The sequence below is a fragment of the Psychromonas sp. Urea-02u-13 genome (assembly GCF_002835995.1).
Lineage (GTDB): Bacteria > Pseudomonadota > Gammaproteobacteria > Enterobacterales > Psychromonadaceae > Psychromonas.
Map to the genome: position 1 here is coordinate 1 of NZ_PJBZ01000094.1, position 23897 is coordinate 23897.

General features: G+C 38.7%; 16 protein-coding genes. 10 read left to right on the forward strand and 6 right to left on the reverse strand.

Annotation, left to right across the window (positions count from 1 at the left end; all coding sequences use genetic code 11):
- Positions 1–1223, forward strand: a 1223-nt coding sequence (locus CXF74_RS17675) for an AAA family ATPase (RefSeq protein WP_101083853.1), incomplete at its 5' end; no start/stop codon positions are given.
- Positions 1220–3127 carry an N-6 DNA methylase gene (locus CXF74_RS17680; protein ID WP_101083854.1) on the forward strand — a complete coding sequence of 636 codons (1908 nt, stop codon included), beginning with the start codon at positions 1220–1222 and terminating at the stop codon, positions 3125–3127. The genes CXF74_RS17675 and CXF74_RS17680, both read left to right, overlap by 4 nt.
- Positions 3128–3200: 73 nt before the next feature.
- Here CXF74_RS17680 and CXF74_RS17685 read toward each other — a convergent pair whose 3' ends face one another.
- On the reverse strand, positions 3201–3557 hold the full coding sequence (locus CXF74_RS17685) for a helix-turn-helix domain-containing protein (RefSeq protein WP_101083855.1): 357 nt from the start codon (positions 3555–3557) through the stop codon (positions 3201–3203).
- A gap of 120 nt (positions 3558–3677) precedes the next feature.
- On the opposite strand from CXF74_RS17685, the gene CXF74_RS17690 reads away from it, so the two are divergent.
- From CXF74_RS17690 to CXF74_RS17720, 7 genes are all read left to right on the forward strand, one after another.
- Entirely contained in the window at positions 3678–4172 is a 495-nt protein-coding gene (locus CXF74_RS17690) for a hypothetical protein (protein ID WP_101083856.1), read from the forward strand.
- Positions 4173–4641: 469 nt separating this feature from the next.
- Complete coding sequence (locus CXF74_RS17695) at positions 4642–4947, forward strand: Fic family protein (protein WP_332870280.1); 306 nt, start codon at positions 4642–4644, stop codon at positions 4945–4947.
- 126 nt (positions 4948–5073) lie between these two features.
- On the forward strand, positions 5074–5229 hold the full coding sequence (locus CXF74_RS22250; protein ID WP_198552907.1) for a hypothetical protein: 156 nt from the start codon (positions 5074–5076) through the stop codon (positions 5227–5229).
- A gap of 283 nt (positions 5230–5512) precedes the next feature.
- Positions 5513–7696 (forward strand): hypothetical protein, encoded by a 2184-nt coding sequence (locus tag CXF74_RS17705; RefSeq protein WP_101083858.1) that lies wholly within the window; start codon positions 5513–5515, stop codon positions 7694–7696.
- A gap of 595 nt (positions 7697–8291) precedes the next feature.
- Positions 8292–9812, forward strand: a complete 1521-nt coding sequence (exaC, locus tag CXF74_RS17710) for an acetaldehyde dehydrogenase ExaC (RefSeq protein ID WP_101083859.1) — start codon at positions 8292–8294, stop codon at positions 9810–9812.
- 188 nt (positions 9813–10000) lie between these two features.
- Positions 10001–11149 (forward strand): nitric oxide-sensing protein NosP, encoded by a 1149-nt coding sequence (gene nosP / locus CXF74_RS17715; protein ID WP_101083860.1) that lies wholly within the window; start codon positions 10001–10003, stop codon positions 11147–11149.
- Positions 11142–13676, forward strand: a complete 2535-nt coding sequence (locus CXF74_RS17720) for a hybrid sensor histidine kinase/response regulator (protein ID WP_101083861.1) — start codon at positions 11142–11144, stop codon at positions 13674–13676. Before nosP ends, CXF74_RS17720 begins: the two co-directional genes overlap by 8 nt.
- 9 nt (positions 13677–13685) lie before the next feature.
- On the opposite strand, the gene CXF74_RS17725 is transcribed toward CXF74_RS17720, so the two are convergent.
- From CXF74_RS17725 to CXF74_RS17740, 4 genes are all read right to left on the reverse strand, one after another.
- On the reverse strand, positions 13686–14336 hold the full coding sequence (locus CXF74_RS17725) for a response regulator transcription factor (protein WP_101083862.1): 651 nt from the start codon (positions 14334–14336) through the stop codon (positions 13686–13688).
- Between the two features lie 162 nt (positions 14337–14498).
- Positions 14499–15923 (reverse strand): endonuclease/exonuclease/phosphatase family protein, encoded by a 1425-nt coding sequence (locus CXF74_RS17730; protein WP_101083863.1) that lies wholly within the window; start codon positions 15921–15923, stop codon positions 14499–14501.
- A gap of 545 nt (positions 15924–16468) precedes the next feature.
- Positions 16469–17449 (reverse strand): sugar-binding transcriptional regulator, encoded by a 981-nt coding sequence (locus CXF74_RS17735; RefSeq protein ID WP_101083864.1) that lies wholly within the window; start codon positions 17447–17449, stop codon positions 16469–16471.
- A 430-nt stretch (positions 17450–17879) separates the two neighbouring features.
- Positions 17880–20888 carry an ExeM/NucH family extracellular endonuclease gene (locus CXF74_RS17740; protein ID WP_101083865.1) on the reverse strand — a complete coding sequence of 1003 codons (3009 nt, stop codon included), beginning with the start codon at positions 20886–20888 and terminating at the stop codon, positions 17880–17882.
- Positions 20889–21661: 773 nt separating this feature from the next.
- On the opposite strand from CXF74_RS17740, the gene ushA reads away from it, so the two are divergent.
- Positions 21662–23398: a bifunctional UDP-sugar hydrolase/5'-nucleotidase UshA gene (ushA, locus tag CXF74_RS17745; RefSeq protein WP_101083866.1), complete on the forward strand. Its 1737-nt coding sequence runs from the start codon at positions 21662–21664 to the stop codon at positions 23396–23398.
- Positions 23399–23510: 112 nt separating this feature from the next.
- Here the strand turns inward: ushA and CXF74_RS17750 are convergent.
- Positions 23511–23897, reverse strand: a 387-nt coding sequence (locus CXF74_RS17750; protein WP_332870279.1) for a hypothetical protein, incomplete at its 5' end; no start/stop codon positions are given.

The window sequence follows — 23897 nt, forward strand, 5'->3', positions numbered from 1 at the left end:
GAACGCTAGAGAGTTTTGTAAATAGTATTGTTGATGAAAACTATGAGTTTGAAGCTCCATTATCAAATAGAGAAATTTCTTTAGGGTACGAAAACTTTTTTATTCCTTCGTTTAATGATCCCGAAGAAGTGTACTTTGATCCAGTTGTGACATTTTTTACTCAAGCCGCGGATAATGATTACTTCTTTGATAAAGCGTCGTTTAAATTAACCTTTAAAGATGGGATTGAGCTAAATGACCTTAGTGATGGTGAATTTCAAATTCTTTTTCTGTATGCACTTGTAGACTTGTTTGATAGTGAAGATTCGTTATTTTTATTAGATGAGGTCGATTCGCACTTGCATTACAAAAATATAGAAAATTTATGGGATGCGTTACATTCTATACAAGGTCATGCTTTGACAACAACTCATCTACTTGATTCAATAACTGCCCCCCAAAATGGGTTTGAACATCTGAAAATTGTTGATAGAGGCATTATTAAAGAAGATCGGAAAGCGGAGACAATCATTAACCGGTTATCATCTTTGTCACGAATGAGATCTGTTCAATTTGATGTGTGTAGTAAGTTGGAAAACATAGTCTTGATGGACGATTACAATGATTGGACAATATTTCTAGCTTTGGCGCAAAGAAAGGGATTGAATATAGCCTTACTTTCGAACCTTCAGGTAATCAAACAAGAGTCAAGTTGTGGAGGACCAAATGAGAAATTGGGTAAAGCAAAGTTTGAATGGATAAAATCTTTATTATCTTCTGAAGCAGAAAAAAGAGTAAAAAATATCTTCATTATTTGTGATAAAGATGAAGCTGCGATTGAATTCAAAATAAATGACGGAGTATCTGTAGCTGGCCAAGAGAGTCGAGACTCAGTTAACTCTTTGAGAGCAGGTAACGGGGGGATAGGAATGTTTTTTCTTGCATGGAAACGCAGAGAAATAAAAACCTACCTACTTTCTTACACCGCTTTATCAAATAATGGCCTTATTGATCATGTTAACAATGACGAAATACCAGCGCGAAGCTATTTAAAAGAAAATGATTCAGCTGATAACGATGCCATTAGAGCTTTAGATGTAAAAAACTATATAACAACCATGATTGATACTGATGGTGTAGGTTTAGATAAAAGTAAGTTAGAAGCATATGTTAGCGAAATTCCTATTAGCGAAATCAGTGAAGATATTTCAAATATGTATAATTTTATGGTGGGTAAATTATGATGCATGATTTCAAAGATAAAGCAGATAATTTGCTGGTTAAGCTAAAACGAGAAAGAAGCATTAAAAATTCAGAGCAAGCAATTGAAATAGTTTCTTTATTTTTAGTTATTCGCTTTTTTGAGATTATTTGTTCTAAAGAACCTAATAAGAACGCTTATTCTCAAAGTGGGTTACATAGTTTAAGAAATCATGAGGATTACTTTTATTATTATAAAAATGTAATCAATGAAGTGGCTTGTTCTCATGACTATATGAGCCGTTGTCCAGATATAGAAAAACTACTGATAAGTAGCATTGAAAATACGATTTTAAAGCTAAATAACTCGATTGTAATTGAAGGAATACTTCAATTAACTTCATTACTTACTTGTCGAGATGATTTTGAGTACTTGTCTAAATGGTACCGCAGTATATTGGAAAGAATGTCAATTGACTCGGGTAAAACTGGTGAATTTTACACACCTGATGCATTAAGCAAAGTTATCGTGCGTGTATTAAAACCCGAATCTAGGGATAAAGTATATGACCCAGCATGCGGTACTGGTGGATTTTTAGTTACGGCATCGGGTTACACTCAGGGGAAAGAAAATAATGACAATAGCTACCTTGTAGGTGGTGAGATCTCACCTTTTGCCTATCTTACATCGTTCGCTTCTTTATTATTTAAAGGTGATGAGTCATTTTCATTGAGACTGTTTGATAGTCTTGATATCGGTACACATTGTCAAAAATATAATATTGTCCTAACGAACCCTCCATTTGGAAAATATAATCATTCAAGTGACTATTACCCTCAGGATTTTGAAAGCTCTTATGTAGATTATCAATTTTTAAATCACGTGATGAACAGTTTAGAAGTTGGCGGAAGAGCTGCAATTGTTTTACCTGATCGTTTTTTTACTGATCGAAGTTCTTCGGGTATAGCTTTAAAGAAAAGACTGTTAAGTGACTTCAATATCAATTGCATTTTATCAATACCTCCCGGAGCTATGCTACCTTATACGGGGGTAAAGTTAAGTGTGTTGTTCTTCAGTAATGAATCTTGTACCAGTGATATATGGATTTATCAATTGAACACTATCGAAAGATTTACTAAAAAAAGTAGAATAAGCATTGAGCACTTTGATGACTTTTTCGATAAGTTAGAACTTAAAGAGTTATCAAAAAATTCATGGTTTGTTAATAGAAATGAATTAGGTGACTCTTTTAACTTACTTTTTCGTAAAAATGATCGTGAGTCTTATGGGGTTCTTATTAACGCAAAAATTAACTTGGATAAGTTAAGTGAAATCAATCAGGAAATGATTGAAAGTCTAAAGTATACAAAGGATAGGATTAGTCGATTAGAAGATCATATAAGACTGAATATATCTAATTATCATCTAAAGTCATATAAGGTCGAAGAGCTAGTAAGCTCTTTACCTAGTAAGCCTTTGTCTCGAAGTGAATTAAAAGAAGAAGGGATATACCCAGTTTATGGTGGGAATGGAGTTATTGGATATTACGATAATTTTCACGTAAAAGGCTCAAATATTGTAATTGGAAGAGTTGGTGCTTTATGTGGCAATGTTAGGTATGTAAGTGGAAATATTTGGGCCACAAATAATGCCTTAGTTTTGGAATCCAAGTTATCAGATAAAGTTCATGTACCTTATTTAGCCAAGGTCCTTGAAATGAAAGACCTACGAAAACTTGCATCAGGTACTGCACAGCCTCATATTACATTTAGCAAGATAAAGAATATAGAAGTAGATTTACCTCCTTTAAATGTTCAAATTGAGTTAGATACATGGTTAACTGAGCTTGAGTTGGAATTAGAAAAACAAGAGCTTTTAGCAGAGAAAATATCACAAGAAAACAAAATATTGAAAAATAAAGTCTATCTTAATCTTCTTCGAACATGAAATAATAACAATAAATATTAAACAAACAGTAGAGATGTGGGTATTCACATCTCTACTGTTTATTATTTTTCAGTTACTTTCCCTTAGTTAAAAACAATGTTAACAATGCCCCAATTGCCGCACCAGTGAGTACTGCGCCAGTTGCGCTTGCCTCTTTGGTTGTCGTAACGTTAACAGCTTCTTCCTCACTAAAGGCTTCTACGCCTCTTGAAGCTTTAGATATGATCGTTTCAGGCTTAACTCCAAGTGCCTTACAAACGACAAACAATTGATCGATAGTGATCATTGCTTTTCCTTTTTCTAATCTAGATAAAACAGGTTGAGATATACCCGTAATCGCTGAGATCTCAGATTGTTCCTTTTCAACTTCTTTTCTAATTCTTTCTAGTTCAAATCCAACTAATGCGTTGTAGGTTATTTGTTGATTCATAGAAAATTCTCAAATTCAATAATTGACAATTATCCATCATGAGGATAATATTCTTTTTGTTTTGTATATTCGCATTTAGAATGTATCTAATTTTTTTAATGAAATACAAGGATAGCAGAAATGTTGATTAATAAGAATATGTTTAGTGATCGAGTATTAATGTCAGTAACTAAAGTGTATAGAAAGAAAGTTTCAGGTTTAGTCGCCCACGCAGGATTAGAGCTTGATTTTGAGCGAGGAGAAAAGTTGGTATTACATACAAGCCCTGATAAGAATATTCATCTAAGTACTGTTGATGATTTTTCAGCAGGAGAAAAGTTAGTCAGAAAGACCTGTATTAATGCTACACAGGCGATTATAGATAGAATTAACAGTAGGTTATCTTGTAATGTTAAATATAGTGTGTTCAATAATTGTGAGCATTTAGCCAGTGAGGTGCTTACAGGAAGCTCAACGAGCGCACAGCTAAAAGCCTCATTAACCGTCTCTGTGATTGGAACTGCTTTGGTTGCGTGTAAAAGTACGAATAGAAATGCACTAACTCTATCTGCATGCGCATTAGGTTTTGGATTTCTTGGACTTTATATAGAGAAAAAAAATCAGCTTTCTTTATAAAAGAGGTGAATTATTCAGTTTGTTATTTATGTGCTTAGTATTAACAAAAAGCATTTATTTAAGAAAAGAACATCTAAAATTGAATGGGGTTAATGGCAGTTGACCCATTTATAAAGTTGATGCTATTAAGAAGTATGGAATAGTTATTATTACCTTTATTATTTAAGAGGTAAAATTGTTATCGAATATTCCGTTATAGCAATATCATCTTATTAGAACACTTCGATACTAATTGATATATCACTTTGAACTTAAGTAACACTAGAAGTAACACTTTTAAATTCGAATTAATTTATGTTGTTATATTTCAGTTAGATAGTGATTGTAATCGAGTCCAGTAGCGGCACCATATTTTTATAAAACAGCCCACTTTATGTGGGCTTTTTTATGCCTGTCATAAAATAAAAGTTTACGGTTAACTAAACATAAACCCTGCCTAACGATTGACTGATGGTTAGCAACCAGATCAATTCATCGTGCAGGAAGTGACCTTAGCCCCCAAGACACCCCCCAAGTTAATGAGCAAGTATTTGCATTAGTAACCTTGATGCAATGTGAGAGTAAATTACATAATACAGGCCAGTTTAAACGTGAGGTATTACAGGCATTAATAGGCTTAAAAGATAAGAAGTCTTTCAGCCTACGTTATCTCAAACCTGCATTAAATGCAGGGTTAATAGAGATGACGATACCTGATAAACCCACCAGCCGATTACAGCAATATCGAGTGACAGCATTAGGACAGCAATCCTGTAAAGAGAGTGGAAATGGTTAAATACGACATCAACAGTATCGAAGGCGAATATCAGCCTTATTATTAAAACTTTATGAATATACATTTACTGACGATGAAGCGCTTATTGGAAAGGTTGATGTTGCCACTATTGTCGGTTGGCATCGTATGTGGTTAGGTAATGCATATCAGTGGGCGGGTGAAACACGTAGTGTCAATATGGGTAAAGGGGGCTTTGAGTTTGCTGCCGTTCTGCAAGTGCCGTTGTCCCTTTCCCATCACGGATATTATTATTGTGACCTATACGCTGGGTTATTGGTTTGAAAACTATAAAGCGGGGAGTGTGAAAGTTAACCCTGCTTAAATATAAACGCGTGGCTTTACTCATTAAAAAAACAGCATTGGTTTTATGGCTTTGAAGCTTGAGATATTAAATCTGACCTATTACTTAAAACTTATACCGGCCTGCTTGGAGAGGGGGCGTATAAGTTGCAATGAGGCACTTACATTTCCCTTACAATAGCTTACTCCTGCTTACCCTATTAGATTCAAAATTCCTTGATAATGTAGTCCAGATTAATCAGACATCTTTTATTTTGGAAATAATATGAATTTAGTAAGCAACATAGTAAACAACGTAGGAAGCAACATCGTAAACGACATCCCTTATCGTAAAGGTCTGTTGGCTGCGATTGTTAGTCTCACTTTAGTGGGCTGTGGTAGTAGTAATAATGAATCTGTAAAACCTATTCAGCCAACGGCACCGACTAATCCAACGACAACCACTAAACCAACCATTGGCACTGAATTACAGAACAAGCTCACTCTGGCATTTCCGCGTTCAACGACGGTATTTGGTATCGAAATCAGGGGATCTGCTAATACGTCTATTGAAGCGATTCAACATGCAGCAAAAATACTGGCTGGATATTTAGATAATGATCAAGATGGTCATGCTGATAATGAGGGGCTTGTTGCTAAGTTAGTTGAAAATGATGCAACCTTAATCATGGCATCGACTGAAAGTGAGATGCAAAAAATCACTGAGCAGTATTTATCGGCAAAGCTGTTAGAAAATGCGGCCTTAGAAGATTTATATGTCAATGAAATGTTCCCCAAGGGGAGTGACTCAAGCGTTGAATCGAGAAGTGAATCAAAGGTTGAATCAAGAAATTTTGATGCTACCTTAGAGGAAATACTACATCTAATCAACCAATTTGGTTATGCAAAACAATACCCAGATGTGTTTGCAGCTAAGGTTGATTCCTCTGTTGCAGATGCGATGGATATCGCGCGTGGCGGTCGTTTCGAAACGGTGCCTGCAAAGTATTCTGATTCAGCGTGGTTTACTTATGAAGATGCAAGTTGCGATTATGCTTGTATGGTCGGTGAATACACTTATTGGGCATTAACGTCTATTTTAGGGGCGCAAGCCTTCGAGGGGCGTTTCGATGAGATTAAAGATGAATGGAAGCTCAATACTAAAGAGAAAGTACAGGCAATCGATCCGGCCATTTATAACATTTTAACCAATGCGAATTACGGTTTACCAAGTCAGTTGCCCGATGGCAGTTACGATGCGATTAAATTTAAAGTAAATGGAGTCACGCTAGATACAAAGAAAAATCAGGTCTTTGCTTATATTAGCGAACAAAATTTTCAAAACATTGCAGTGTATGGGACCCATGGTGTAGAGAAGGCAGCTTACGATCGTGCTGTCGAAGATATTGCTGAAGTATTGGGGTCTCTTAATGCTGAAGTGAAATTAGGCTTGTTAAATGCGGGTGTTAAGATGCTTGTTGTTGAAGATGAAGGCACATTAGATAAACACATTGAATATCTAATGACGTTGTTGCCCTTAGAGGCTGTTTTTAGCAATGATGGTGGCACGGATGAAACACTAGAGAATGATAATGGACTTTCATCGACAAAATTAGAGTTGATGTATCTTATCGTCTATTACTCCCTTTTAACGGAAGCTGACTTATCTGAGCAATATCAACAATTACAAAGCGCTTACACAGAAGCTGTTGATAATGGACTCTTCGTTCCGGCAGAGGCTTATCAAGATGACTATGTTGATGCCGTGCACCAAAATGCATCGGATAAAAACACGTTAAAATATGGCAGTTACTTGTTTAATTTAGCCAATATTTATTTTGGTAATGATGTCGCTGTCGCGGGGGAGTTTACTATTACGACGGTTGCTCAGCTAGAGGCAAATAACCCATTAGGTTTTGCGTTTGTTGAAGCATTATTTGATGCTGGCAACGATACGGGTGGACAGACTCCGGCCACTTTTACCTTTAAAGATGGCGATAGCAGCAAGGTATATATGAATGGTGTGATTAATTCGAATACGTTAAAAGATATCAATAAGTTATTGGCAGATCATCCGCAACTTAAAACCTTAGTCTTGCAAGATGTACCGGGTTCAATGGATGATGAGATTAACTTATTAGCATCAAAAGTGATTCGTCAGCATGGTCTTGCAACACATATTCCAGCGGATGGCATGGTTGCATCGGGTGGTACGGATATGTTCTTAGCGGGTGTTGAGCGCACTATCGAAGCAGGGGCTAAAATAGGGGTTCACGCTTGGGCTGGTGGAGATAAACAAGCCACTGATTATCCTAAAGACCATGATGAACATAAAGGTTATTTAAAATACTACCAAGAGATGGGCATTCCACAAGCATTTTACTGGTTTACCATCGCAGCTGCACCGGCTGAAAGCATACATTGGATGAGCGAAGCTGAAATGCGTTTATACTCAATGTTAACCAATTAATGCTGATAAATTAGAGGGTTGTATTATTAAAAGGCCTTTGGTATTTCGATACCAGGGCCTTTTATGTTTTTAGCATATCTAATGCCATTGTCCTGATGGGATCTCAAGGGGGATGCTAATATTAAGCGTATTTAATTTATGATCAGTCGAGCTTGTTAAAACGAGCGCTATCTAGGTTATGAATTTGATTCAGAACGTCCTGTTATTCACCACGTTTTGGCCAACTAAAGCGTTTCAAAATAATATCATAGAATTTTGTGAAAAGAGGGTAACTACTTCCTGCAACTCATACCTTGATAGCACGTATTTTCCTGCTTAAGACAAGATCACTCGTTAATGCTTGTTCGATTAGGTTAGTTCTCTATATATGTTTTAATAAAAAGCTAGCTTATGTCAGAAAGGTAAGCGGCGAATAAACCTTTTTATAATCTCTATCATCATCCATTATCTCATCCTAAAGTATGAGTTTTTTCATGCTGATGGCGGATAGTTATCTCTTAGTTAGCAGGGCTATTATACCTCTTGTAAACACTCCTATATTCGATATATCAAAAGACAGATGCGCACTATCATCTGCCTAAACAAGAGGTTAATTATGATCTATGCAAATCCTGGCAGTACAGATGCTATCGTCAATTTCAAAGCGACTTATAAGAATTTTATCGGCGGACAATGGGTTGCACCTGTAAAAGGTAACTACTTTAATAACACCACTCCGGTAACCGGAGAAGTCATTTGCCAAATTCCACGATCTAGCGCAGAAGATATTGATTTAGCACTCGATGCAGCCCATGCAGTTAAAGGTGATTGGGGACGTAGTTCGGTACAGACACGATCAAATATATTACTCAAAATAGCGGATAGAATTGATGCAAACCTTGAGCTCCTCGCGGTTGCTGAAACTTGGGATAATGGGAAACCCGTACGCGAAACATTGGCAGCAGACTTACCATTAAGCTCAGATCACTTTCGTTATTACGCTGGCTGTATTCGTGCGCAAGAAGGCACGTTATCACAGATAGATAACGATACAGTGGCTTATCATTTTCATGAACCACTCGGGGTCGTTGGACAGATTATTCCGTGGAACTTTCCGATATTAATGGCTGCTTGGAAGCTTGCACCTGCGTTAGCTGCTGGTAACTGTATTGTGCTTAAACCTGCAGAACAAACACCGGTTAGTATTTTGGTCTTGATGGAATTGATTGCTGATTTATTACCTGCCGGTGTACTCAACATCGTAAATGGTTATGGGAAAGAAGCGGGTGAAGCCTTAGCAACGAGTAAACGAATTGCAAAAATAGCCTTTACGGGTTCAACGGCGGTAGGTGAACATATATTAAAATGTGCGGCCGAGAATCTGATCCCTTCAACAGTGGAACTTGGTGGCAAATCTCCTAATGTGTTTTTTGGTGATATCACCCAATACGAAGATGATTACTTGGATAAATGTGCAGAAGGGTTTGCTTTGGGTTTTTTCAACCAGGGAGAGGTGTGTACCTGTCCTTCTCGTGCGCTAATTCAGGAAGATATTTTTGATGAGTTTATGGAAAAAGTGATCATCAAAGCAAAAAACATTGTGCGTGGCAATCCATTAGACACTAATACTATGGTGGGGGCACAGGCTTCAAAACAGCAGTTCGAAAAAATTCTTAGTTATCTTGATGTTGGCGTAAAAGAAGGGGCTAAAGTACTGACTGGCGGTAATCAAGAAGCCCTCGATGATACGCTTAGTGATGGGTTTTATATTCAACCAACCATTATGCTGGGTGACAATTCTATGCGAATTTTTCAGGAAGAGATTTTTGGCCCTGTTATTGCGGTTACTACCTTTAAAGATGAAGCCGAAGCGCTTGAAATTGCCAATGACAGTGTTTACGGTTTAGGAGCGGGTGTTTGGACTCGAGATGCTAATCTTGCGCACAGAATGGGCCGTGGTATTCAAGCGGGACGAGTATGGACCAACTGTTATCATTTATATCCTGCACATGCCGCATTTGGTGGTTACAAAGCATCCGGTATTGGCCGTGAAACACATAAAATGATGTTAGATCATTACCAGCAAACTAAAAACTTATTGGTCAGTTATAGCACTTCACCGCTTGGTTTCTTTTAACTAAGACAGAAACGGAAAGTAATACTGTAACTAGGGCCTATTTATTTTTAAACTGGCCCTATTTATTTCTAAACGGCCCTTTAAAACCTTAAAACCCTTCTTTGACCTCATTTCATGTTGTGCATATTTGTTATTGTTTTTCTTCAGTTTTTTAAAACTTAGTGTGTTTTCAAACATCAGGATAAAGCATGACGGACATTAAAACGATCACCGCCTCAAGTCAGTCAAGTGACGTACAACAAGCTTGTATAGAGATTCAACAGCAGCTTAATCATGCCGATATTAATTTTGTTCTATTTTACTGCTCATCAGCGTATTCATTACCTGCGTTAGCCGTATTACTACAGGCGCTATTTAGCCAAATTAAAGTCGTGGGTTGTACCAGTGCAGATGAAGTAAGCGTCACGGGTAATCAATCACATTCGATCATCGCTATTGGTTTCTCATCAAGCTCTTTTTCAATAAGCGCAGAGCTCATTGAGTCGATGTCAGGTTTTGATTTGCTGGATGCCCAGAAAACGATTAATCGACTCAGTGAACAATGTGAATCAAAAAAATTAACGGCGCTTAAAAACAATACCTTTTTGCTGACGTTATTGGATGGATTATCTTTTGAAGAAGAGCATTTTTTAGCAGCCCTTAATTCAGCTGCTGCCGGCATTCCACATTTTGGCGGTTCTGCTGGTGGTGACGCGAACCAGTGTAATACACATGTCTATTTCGACGGTCAATTTTTTCAACACGCCGCTGTTGTGATTCTGATTAATACAACCTGTTCATTTGAGGTGTTTAACTGCCAGCACATAAAATATGCGACCGAAAAGCTAGTGGTGACCGAGGTTGATGTGCAAAGCCGCACTGTTTATGAGCTCAATGCTGAACCCGCTGCGCTTGAATATGCACGCTTATTAAATCTTGATGTGAAAGATCTTTGTCCGGCTGTATTTTCACTTAACCCATTAGCGGTGAAGGTGGGGGGAGAGTATTATATTCGTTCAATTCAGAAGGTAAATGAAGCGGATTTAAGTTTAACTTTTTATTGTGCTGTTGACCTTGGCATTGTATTAACCGCGGTTGAAATGGATGATATTCTGCATTCTTTATCCACTAAGTTGGATGCGATGTCGCAGCGCTACGGGCAAGCAGAATTAGTGCTTGCCTGCGACTGTGTGTTAAGACGTTTAGAGATCGAGCAAAAAAAATTGAACGACAAAATGCAGGCATTAAACAGTGAATACAAAATAGCTGGGTTTAATACCTATGGCGAGCACATAAATGGTATTCATCTTAACCAAACCTTTACTGGCGTGTACATTGCGGGTGGCGCTGATGAATGATGTTTTATTACGCGCTGAAAATGAGCAGCTTCGCCTTAACAATGCCAAACTACAGAAAATTAATGAAGCACTAATGCAACGTGTTGAAGAGGGGGGAAATCAGTCGGCGCCCTATGCAGCCTTTGAGCATTCGGTGCATTTGGCTCAACAGGTCCGAGAAAAAACACAGGCGCTTAATCAAACGCTATCACAACTAGAGCGCAGAAATCGACAATTGAAAATATTTCAGCAGCGTTTTACCGATGCAATAGAAAGCATTTCTGAAGCCTTTGTTTTATTAGATGCGAATGACACTATTGTTTTCCAGAATAGCAATTTTGAAGCCTTGCTTGATTCCTCAGATTTATCCTCACAAACCCTGCTCAATCTACAAAGTCTGCCCAATAAAACGGTTAATAAGTACAATAAAAATCGCTCTATAGAAGTTGTTTTTCAGTTACCAGACGGACGTTGGTTTCAACTTGATGAACGCGATACAGAGGAAGCTGGACGTGTTTTACTTTATACCGATATCAGTGCGTTAAAAAAGTCAGAAATTGAACGTTATGAGCAAGCAATGGCTCAAAAATCGCTACAACTGCAGAGCTTAGTTGATAATTTATCACAGGCTGTTGTGTTATTTAGTGGTGATAAAAAAATTGAAGTTTGGAATAATCGTTTCCTGCAACTTAGTCAGTTAACTGAATCGCAATTAAGTGCCCATCCTAGATTGGTAGATCTACAGGCCTTGACCGAATTAGAACTGTGTACGCAGTCGGTGATGAATAAAGACTCTACGGTACAAACATTATGCTCTGGTGTGATAGTAGAAATTAAAAGGAATCACTTAGCTGATGGAAAGATAGTTCAAACTTATAGTGATATTACCGAACGGCATCATTACGCCAAATCATTGCAAGAAAATGAGCAACGATTACGTCTTATTACTGATAATGTACCCGCGATGATCGCTTACATTGGTGCGGATCTAAAATTTGAGTTTACTAATAAGGTTTACATTGATTGGTATGGAAGCTCGGAAAATGGGCTTAATATTTCAGCTTTAGATGAAAGTATTAACTATCAACAATTAAGGCCGTTTGTTAAACGCGCATTAAAAGGTGAAACGGTCAGCTTTGAAAGTAAAGAGATCAATCAAACCGATGAATTAAGTTATTTACTTAAATCCTATGTGCCTAATATTGAGGCTAGTGGAAAAGTACTGGGGTTCTTTGTATTAATCCGAGACATTACTGAACGTAGGTTAAATGCTCTGGCGCTACAAAGAGCGCATGATCAACTAGAAGCCAGAGTCATTGAGCGGACCTCTCAACTGCAAATCCTCAATAAAAAATTATTACATGAGGTTGAAGAACGCCGACAAGTACAAGCGGATTTGCAAGGTGCAACCAGAGAAGCTGAGCTGGCTAATTACTCTAAAACAAAATTCTTAGCGGCTGTCAGCCATGATTTGTTGCAGCCACTTAATGCTGCTCAGCTGTTTACTAGCTCAATCGATGAATACAGGCTAGATGGCCAGGTATCATCGTTGATTGGCTCTGTCAGTAGCTCACTCAATGATCTGGAAAACTTGATATGTACACTGGTTGATATTTCTAAATTAGATGCAGGAATCGTGATAGCAGATAAATCTAATTTTAAGGTCTCTGAGTTACTGGATAACTTAGCAAATGAATACCAGCAACAAAGTCAGCAATATACCGTGCAGTTACGTTATGTCAGCTGTGATCGTTTTGTGCACAGCGACAGTGTTTTACTCGCACGTATCTTACGAAATTTTTTGTCTAATGCTTTTCGTTATACAAATAAAGGCAAAGTATTACTGGGTTGCCGCCGTGTTGGTCAATACCTCAGTATTGAAGTCTGGGATAACGGTGCGGGTATTGAACTAGATCAGCAAACTGAAATTTTTAAAGAGTTTAAACGCTTACCTTCTTCACGCCAGGCATTCAGTAATGGTCTTGGACTGGGGCTCGCCATTGTTGATAAATTATCAAAAGTACTTGAGCATCCAATTAAAGTTGCTTCGCATCTCGGAAAAGGTTCGTTATTTTCGGTGAGTGTGCCACTGGTTGATAGTAACATGCTGCCCGCATTAGAGGTGCCTCTTAGTCAGGTGCTAACACAGGCAGATCTAAGGCAACGCACTATTTGGTTAGTTGATAACGATCTGAATATTTGTATTGCGATGCAAAAATTACTTGAAACCTGGGGATGCACTGTCATAACAGCGGCTAGCTTAATCGATTTACAAGCACAGGTGAATATAGGTAACGATCATGCTGACCTGTTAATTGTGGACTATCACTTAGATAATGATATTAATGGTTTAGATGTCGCCTCACAGATTAATCATGATCGAATTTTGTCATTGCCAGTGTTAATGATTACGGCTAACTACAACGCATCATTAAAAAACAAAATTAAGCAGTTAGGGTTATTGTTATTACATAAACCGGTAAAAGCAATGAAATTGAAAACAACGTTGATCCATTTATTCAATGAACAAGCGGGTGCTAAAGATTGATCCTAATACTTACAGGTGCTGATTAAAATCAATGTCAGCACAGCCTAATACGACTTTAACTCGGTTAGATGCACCTAGTTTTTTTAAAATTGAGGAAACATGAGTTTTTACCGTTGCTTCGGAAATATGCAGGTTAAATGCAATTTGTTTATTGGCTTCCCCCTGTGTCAGGTTTTTTAATACCATCAATTCTCTAGGTGTTAGTGAAGCAACCTGTTCTGGCAATACTACAAATTCGTTGTTTGTTTTAGAGGGTTCAGGCAAGCGCATAATATCTGCTGGCAAGTAAACATTTCCGGCAAAAATACTCTCCACCGCTTCAACAATAATTGCTTTAGAAGATGATTTTGCAATAAACCCTACCGCACCATAAGAGAGTGTTTGTAAGATGGTTTGTTTGTCTCTTTCTGCTGAAATAATCACCACAGGTATGGTTGGATGTTCTGTACGTAGCGTCAATAACCCTTGCAGAGCAGACATTCCCGGCATATTCAAATCTAATAGTATTAAATCAAGATCATCATGGCACTTAAGGTATTCAAGCGTTGATCCAATATCTTCTGTCTGCTCTATGCTAGCGCCATGAAAGCTTGTTGTGATGATATTAGCGATCGCATCTCTAAACAAAGGGTGATCATCTGCGACTAAAATTTTATACATAAATCCGGCCTCTGGGTATTACATTGCAACGGTGTCATCTACTTTCTAGGCTAATAACCTCTACTAGTGAAGCTCAAAAGACAAGTTAAGTATTAAGGAATTGTGATTAAAAAAGAAAAAACCGCCATAAGACGGTTTTCTAAGATAACCGTTATCGGTTATTTACAAGGTCGCGTCAATCCAGACTAGACGATGATCAGAAGAGATATCTTTGCCGTTACCCCATTTTCCAACGCGTTTATCATCCATCAATAAACGTCCTTCTTCAAAGCTTGCAGGCCAGAAAACACCTGAATCTGTAATATTAAGATCGCTTGACGGAATTGCGTGGTCAACACGTAAACCAAATGTACTGGTAATACGATCTGGATATTTGGTATCGACGCAGCTTCCCTCTTTTTGCTCTACACATTCGGTTGAACCTTTACTGGTTGGGGCATAGGTTCCATCTGTTGCGGCTATGTTCACACGTTCATGTTTAATCAGGTTTTGAATTGAATCAAGAAAACCGTCACCACTTTCAGGATCAGCGTTAAGGTCACCCATTACAACAAAAGAAGCATCAGACCCTAACCCGCCCATCACGCCTTTATCATCATAGATATAATCAGCATTTGAAATATAATCATTCCAAAATTCTATTTCAGCTCGATTGAGCAGTTTGTTGTTTTCTGTGAGAGTATCAAACACCGGTGGCGTTGGATGTGAAAGTAAAAGATGTACTACTTTTTCACCAGTAGCGGTTGGAATTAAGATAGGGGCATCAACGTGGTTTTTTGAGGAAAGCGGTTTTTGTGCCCACGCTTCAGGTGTATACCATTCGTCGCCGCATGACATGCCTACGGGAATAGTGTATTTGAGCTCATCGCAGTTAGTGATTGTTGGATTATTTTCACCGGGCATATCTTTCCATTTGAAACTTTGAAAAGTACGGATGTTATCTGTATCGATTGGATACTGAGATAATAAACCAAAGGCGTACTGGCCGTGGTAGAAACCAAAACCCCAAGCATCACCCGGCAATGCATTTTGACCGTCTCTATCGAGGTCAAACTCACTGAGTAGACCAGTGTTCGTTGAGAAGTTCTCTGTATAAGCAAACTCAATTGGCGCTAGCATCTTCTTCTCTTCAGAGGTGGTGCCTAAGCCATTTTGCGCCACTGCCAAGTAGTTTGAACGAAAACCGTTGATTGCATCTTGATTTTCACCCAGCCCATCATTGTTAAATTCACCCATCATTAATACGCTAGGGCGCTCTGTTTGTATAATCGCTGCTACGTTACGAATTTGAATGACCTTTTCAGCAACTTTAAGTTCATCCGTTGTTAACTCTCCCTTAAACCATTTACTCATTAGTGCTTCTTGTTCAGTTGCGCTGATCTGCATTTCAGTGGTTAGCTCTTGTAAACTGCTGCGATCAAAAGAAAGGTTATAAGTAGCGAAGCGAACATTGGTTGCCGCTGGGGGCTCAATCGGATTAGTTGGCTCTGCGGGTTCGATGGGTTTAACCACGTTTGAATCGTTATTACATCCGGCTAATAATGCGACTGAGATAGCCACCGCTGTTAGTGTTTTTAAAAATGTCATATGTTTAGTCCATCGATATTAATTATGTTTAATGCTCATTTATTTGAGCTTCGAAAATGCTTTGTTGTTATGAGATAACAAATTTTTGAATAACCTTAATTAAGCTTATTTAAATAAAGTTATTTATGTTTTCAATTGTACTTGAGGCTGTCATTTGTTCAGTGAGGGGCGTCGCGTAAGTATTTGTATTTCTAAAATTTAAGTGATGCGTGACTCGTTATTGATTGTTTTGAATGTTTCTTTTGAGTTGCCTTTGAACTTTTGTTCTTTTTGCGGAGGGTTGTAATCTCTGTTATTACAATTTTAGTCATACTAGATATTGATTGGACAGCTACTGAGTGAGTTTCTAGCGAATAATTGTGTTAATAAAAGCGAGGGATTTAAGTGCTAATCGTTTTTTTATTGGAGAATGTAGGCTGACTTTAATGATAAGTAGGTTTAACAATGAAGACTAAATACCGATAGCAATAGAATTTAAAAAGTGATCAAATATTAGCGGAGCTAAATTAATGGCAAAATTGATCACAGATTAAATTCGTCTGCTATTAGTCTTCCATGCTTAATAACGCCATCGCACAACTTGCGCTGGTTGCGAGTACATCAATACTGCCGGTACGCAGGGCACCAAGCATGGCTAATACTTTTCTGTCTTCTGTGGCAATTGCGATAACATTTGGAATGCGTTTTAGATCCTCAGTGCCGAGGCCAATCACACGTGAACTTAAGGTGCTGTTAGCATTTTCGCCATTGAGTTTAAAAAAATCAAAACCACCGATATCACCTACAACGCCTTGTTCGAGACGTGCTTCAGTAAATTCTTTTGGGGTAAACCAGCCTAATTGCACCATGTGGCTACTTTCATTCATATCACCAATACCCACTAAGGCAAACTCTGCAATTTTTGCTTGGTTTAACGTGTCTGCAACCACTGAGTGCTCAAAGAACGTTTCACGTATTTTAGGGTTATCAACGTAAGCCGGGGCATATAAGGTTTCACTGGTGCCGCCAAACTTTTTCGCTAAACGTCTGCATATGTGATCTGCATTGGTACTGTCGCCACTGCGATGGGTGCCACCTAAAGCACAAACAAAGCGTGCATTACGTTTAATTACTATGCCGGCATGATCAGCGACCGCTGCTACATTTCTGCCTTTACCAACGGCGACTGTACTATTTTCAGTGAGGTTATTAGCAAGGAAGCCTGACACTAATGTCGCAACTTGTTTACGTTGCTCTTCCTCGTCACTATGGTCAAGAGCAATCAACGCACGCTTCAGCTTAAATTTATCCATTAAGCGGCGTTCTAGTTGTGCGCTGTAAACGGGGTGATAGCGAACATTAATTTCAACAATGCCTTCTTCTCTTGCTTTGCGCAGAAGTCGACCCACTTTAACGCGAGAAACAGCAAACTTTTTGGATATCTCATCTTGAGTTGATCCTTCTTGATAATACAAAACGGCAATTTCAGTGAGCATATCTTGATCGCTAGTAGTGAGTTCGTTAAAGCTAGTATTAATTTGAGGCATGTAATGTTACCCATTGGATAATTAAAGAAGATTAAGGAGACTACTTTTCTAATGTTTTTCTCATGATGTTTAAACTAATGGCTATTAAACAGTAATTAGACCGATTTTTCCATCATGACATGAGGTTTTACAAGTGTTGAGCTTGATTTAGGCGTTATTAAGGGAAAGAATAATTTGATTGTCAGCAACCAGCGATTAACAACTAATTGATCGCTATCGAGTCTTTAGAAAATATGTCATCTACCCTGTGTGGGTTATTGACATAAGGATTACGGTTTCTCTGGATTAATCACTTTAATTCTGGAGGGCCAACAGGGCGGGCTTTGAGCATTTTTATTGCCTATTTTAATCATGATTTTGTCCACTAATACTTTAATGCATAAATTAAGAAGGCAGGGTAGCCTTCTTAATTTATTGGCTTGAATAAAGATTATTTTCCTTTTTTACGGCGTAGGAAACCAAAACCCAGCATTGCAAAGAGACTTAACATACCTGCAGAGCCACCACTTGTGTTGCCTGTTGCATCGGTTGTGCTTTTCTCTTTTACAGAAAAAGTCACATTAGGTGAGGCAAATTTTTGAGACCCTTGTGCATCGGTAATGATTTTAGTCATTGTGTAATCACCCTCTGCTAGTGCTGGTATTTCAAACTCAACATATCCTGCGCTGAAGTCAGAGGGCGTTAATGTTTTTTGTACATTCATCGACTTTTTGACGCTGCGCTGTTGAATGCCATCTCTAATAATAATTGATGCGATATCACCGACAACAAGTGTCGCTTTACCTGACGCTTGTGCTGATTTGTTGGCTTCAAGTAGGTTAAATGCCACCTTAAATACCGCCCCTGAGGTTACTGCTGTTGGTATTTCTGGTAGTTCAACGGGTAATTCAATTTGAGTGGGGAATTCTGGTGTCACTACCGGAATTACGGGTGATTGTTTATCGTTAAAATTCAAAATAACAATCGCCGGATCGTGATCCGATGAACTGTACGCATCATCGTATTTAGGCAGGTCACCTGTGTATTTAGATGGGTATTCAAACAGCGTACTTTCCGATGAATTGATATTCCAATCCATGCTATCAACAATGTTAGCCTTAAGCGATGCAGAAGCTAGGATGTAATCCAGTGTGCCCACTTCATCATTGTAAGAGTAACTATGCGATTGCGGATGCATCTCTTTAATGACATTCAAGTAACCGTAAGATTCGCTAATCACAGCACCTTCTTCGCCATGCAAAGCAAGGTCGCCGATAAAAGTATCACGTGCAGCTTTTAGAATATAATCATCGGCTGCGTTATCACGGTTAGTTAATACCATCATCGGGTCTTCGTTCGCGTAAGAATTTAAATCACCCATAATCAGTTTGTGACCTTCAATCGTCGCCATCACTTTGCCTAACTGGTAAGCCGCTGAAACACGAAAGTTTTCGCATTGTCCTTGCTTATCCGGGTCACCGCCCGCTTGTAGTGCATAATCTTCCCAACATGCAGAACCTTTCGATTTAAAGTGGTTAACGGATACCGTTAGTTTTTCGTCTGTGCCTGCAATCGAGAAGGTGGGTGTCACTGCATGACGCATGTAATTATCACCACTTTCTGTCTTCTCTTTACCGCCAATTTCGATAGTGATTTCAGGTGCATGTTGCTCTGGCATATTAATTATACGCACACCATCAAGGCTCACTTTAGCTGCTTTAAATATGACCATAGTCGTGATAGCGTCTGTCCCGATAAAACCTTCGGTTAGCGCCTCTGCGGGTGGCTGGGTAATTGAATACTGATCCGCAATTTCAAGGTTTTCATTAAGACGATTGACTAAATCAACGACCGCTGAACTCTCACCAAAACCATTATTTTCAATTTCCATTAATCCCAAAATATCAGCATCAATGGCAAGCATCGCTTGAACAATTTTAGTGGCTTGTTTTTCAAAATCATCGGCAGTTTCTGCACCACGGTTTTGACCGGTTGGGTTTGCTTCACCGTCAAAAGGTGAGTTGAAGTAATTGAGCACATTAAACGTAGCAACACGTAAATCACCCTCTTTTAAAACAGGTGTTGCGCTACGATCGGTCGCTTCACGTGCAAAACTTTCTTTACTTGCTTCGTTAGTTACGTAGAAACGGTAATCATTGTATGAATACGTTAACACACCTTCGAGGCCATCAATCACATCGCCGATACGTAAGTAATCGTCACTACTACCATTTTGGTCAATACTGGCTTTGCCAAAATCTGGATACCATGGCACCACACCGTTTGGCGCTTTTGTAAATGATTCAACAACAACACGTTTATCTTCATTGCTGTCTGTTTGAATTTCTGCGGCACTATCGATAGCACCTTCATGCGCACTTGGCGCATTCGATTGGTTAGGATGCTGGTTTACACGTTCATGCGAAACAGTGAGGTTATTACGGCGGTCAGAATAACTGTAACCAAAAGAACGTGTGATATGCATATCAGCGGCTTTATCAAAAGCCACTAACATGCCTTCATGGCGCTCTAGTGTGAAATCGAAATCTTCGTCGCTTTCAAGGGTTCGCAGTGGGGTTGCTTCAATGCTATTACCAGCACTGATAGTGCTAACAAGCGTTGATTCTAATTTAGTCCAACCAAAATCTTCCTTTATTTTACCCGTTACTGCTACTTTGTCGCCTACGCTTAGGCCTGCTGTTGATCCCAAAACAAAAATGCCATCAGAAGTCAGGTTGTTACCGTCGCCAGTTTCATCTTGAATGAAGAACCCACCAGAATAGTCAAGGGTGGTAATAATGCCCTCTACGACGAAAGTATTATCAGAAATATATTTTCCATTGGCTACATCTGTTTCTGGTGATGCCCACGATTCCCCTTGTAGAGCCATGATCGTAGTTGGCTCGCCAATGACAGGTTCAGTAGGCTCAGCAGGTTCTTGCCCTGCATCTAGTTGACCCAGGTTTTCAATGTTGTCTTTAGTAAACTCTTGCCACTGTGTTTTGTCGTAGAGTGCAGAAGGGGTGTAAACACGGCGTATTAAGGTTTTATCTTTAGCAAAATCAACATCACCCATCTCACCAACGATGTCATGTACAACACCGTCTTTTATTAAAGCAATAGGATCATCACCGTTATGCCCAACAACACTGTGTGTATCAATAACGGCACCAGGAATGGCCTTTATCGTGTCGCTTGCTCGTCCGTTAACAACGACATAAACCCCATCTGCTTCAAGAGTGATGCCATCAAGTGGCATTGTTGCACCCCACTCGCCATTCCCATTGTGTGATTTTGCCAGAGCATAACCGTCTAAAGTGACTGATTGTTCCCCCGTATTGGCTATTTCGATGGCTTTATTGTAACTGCCACCTTCAACGTATTCAGAAATGATGATGTCTGCTTGAGCACTTAACGACAGTGCGGCACCGATTGATAGAGCAAGAAAATTCTTTTTCATTTTATGTCCTTGTGTATAAAACCAGCCCGTCATGAACGGGTTTTGTCGCGATGTTTAATGTCGCGTTTGATTAATAAAAAATGACTGGGTATTTGTTCACCCTGTTTATATTTGTTCAATACATCTTTATTAACGCAGTTAGTTTTATCATCTGAACCGTAAAGGGACACATGCTCACCTTGTTATCTGTTCACTGGAAATCCTGTGATTTTGCTGTTTATCACGCTTTAGTTTCCAACCGTATTGAAAAAACATCGCTAAAGTAGAATGCTATTAAGGCATCTATTTATCAATGTTTTAGTGCTTTATTTTCAAAAGACATTGTAGTGTATTTTTGAAAGAGGCAACGTTACACCTTGTTTAAGTCAATTAGTGTGATCAAGGTTGGCCTTTGAAAGTAACTTTCTATTCTGTGATCTTAGAATGGGTGTTTACTTAAATTCGTTTTTTAACAATGGCTTGTGTTTTTTTTGTTTTTTTTAGGTGACAATCTTTTAGATTGTTAAATCAGAAAGAGTTAAGTTTTTTTATAAATTGAAAAGGCAGTTTAATCAGTTGTTCAATGTGTTTTTCATTTTGGCTTTTAATGAAAAAATAATCACTGACTTAGGTTACTGGTTTAGGTGGAATTAAAAATAATGCTTCGATCACGTTTATTCATAAAACTGACATATCTTGCAGTTATTCTTTGTTAGGATGCGATTAATGGATGTTCTTTTGGTCTTTAACTGGTCATTTGTTCTTTGGTAAAAACTATATATGGATTAATTAAAATGAAAAATAAACTAATAAAAGGTTTAGTCGCAACTGCTGTATTAGCTGCATTAGCGGGTTGTAATAATGATGATACAACTCCAGCCACATCTTTACCGGAAGTAGAAATTACACCATTTTCCACATGTGCAGAAGCGGGAGATGCGTGTACTAGCTTTACCGTATTACATACTAATGATAACCATGGCCGCTTTTGGGAAAATAAATATGGCGAGTATGGTATGGCCGCACGTAAGACGCTGATTGATCAAATCCGCGCTGAAGTGAAAGCGGATGGTGGTGAATCTATCTTACTTTCGGGTGGTGATGTAAATACTGGTGTGCCAGAGTCTGACTTACAAGATGCGATTCCAGATTTTATCGGTATGAATTTAATTGAATATGATGCAATGGCGGTGGGAAATCATGAGTTTGATAACGCGCTGTCTGTTGTTGAAATGCAGCGTAATTTAGCAAACTTTCCAATGCTAGCGGCTAACATTTACGATAAAGCAACGGGTGAACGTTACTTTGACCCGTATAAAATATTTACTATTAATGGGTTGCGTATAGCGGTAATCGGTTTAACGACTGAAGATACTAAGAAAATTGGTAATCCAGAGTTTATTGGTGGACTAGAATTTACTGACCCTAAAGTTGAAATCAAAAAAGTAATTGCTGAAATTAAAGCAGCTAAATCGGCTGACTTAATATTTGCGACTACACACATGGGCCATTATGAAGATGGTGCTAATGGTAGTAATGCACAGGGCGATGTTGCACTTGCGCGGGCTGTAACGGAAGGTGATTTAAACGCGGTTATTGGTGGTCATTCACAGAATCCTGTGTGTATGAAAGAGGGCAGTTATGATGACGAGTTTGCACCGGGAGGTGATTGTATGCCCGATCAGCAAAATGGCACCTATATTATGCAAGCCCACGAATGGGGAAAATATGTAGGTCGTGCAGATTTCGAATACTTTAATGGTAAATTACACTTAGAAAGTTATGCATTAGTGCCAGTTAACCTTAAAGAAAAAAATGACGCCGGTGATCGAGTCATTATTGATACACAAATTGAACCTGATGAAACAGTGTATGAGATTCTAAAGTATTACCAAGACAAAGGTCAGGAATCCTTGACGGAAGTTATCGCAACGACAGCGGTTAAATTGGATGGTGATCGCACTATCGTTCGCCTTAAGCAAACTAACTTAGGTCATCTGCTCGCTACTGCACAAACCACTAAAGTTGATGCAGATATTGGCGTAATGAACTCGGGTGGGGTACGCGCAGATATTGAAGTCGGTGATATATCATACAAAGACGTATTAACAGTACAACCTTTTGGCAATACTATTACTAAGAGCGATATGACAGGGGCAGAAGTCAGCGCATACCTAGGTGAAGTTGCAACATTCCAAATTGGCTCTGGTGCTTATGCGCAATTAACGGGTATTAAAATGAGTGTTGATTGTGTCGCTAAAACAGTCGCAATCACGGATATTAATGGGAAAGGTTATGATACTGCTGGTACTTACAGTGTAACAGTGCCAAGTTTCAATGCTGCTGGTGGTGACGGATACCCTAAACTCTCAAGCGCTGTGATGACAGGTTATGTTGATGCAGAAGTGTTGTATACCTACTTAAAAGCGAAAGCGTCTATTGCGGCAGGTGAATTTGCACCTGATGTAAGTGATGTTACTTACACTAATTCGCTAAGTGCTGACGGTTGTCAGTTACCAGCGGTGGAATAAGTTAATCCTACACATCTATCTAGAGTCATTAGATAAGTTACTTTGATAAATCTCCTACAAAGCCGCGACTCATTGAGTGTGCTTCTTTGTAGGAAATTTTGTTAATCTCACCTCAAGCTAATGCGACTAATCCATGTTGTCGTGCAATAATATTAGCAACGGCGGTTAATCGGAATTTTATGCCTTGCTCAATACCCACCCCCTTTTTAATTAAGTCTTCGACCGCAATAAAGGCAACGGTGGTTAACTTACTGCTGTCATAATGATAAGCAAAACCGGGGGCTACTATCCAATTATCAGTTAGTTGTTGTGTCTTTTCTTCTAATGTTCTGATCAAGCTAAAATCAAATACTAAGCGGCAATCTTCATTGCCGTACCAGTCCGCTTTTAATGCCTGAAAATTTATCCACATCTCCAATTCTGATAACAACGGCTTAAGTGCTTTTGAAAATTGGCCATCGGCCACTATGGTAATCGGAAGTGCTTCTTGCATATTTTT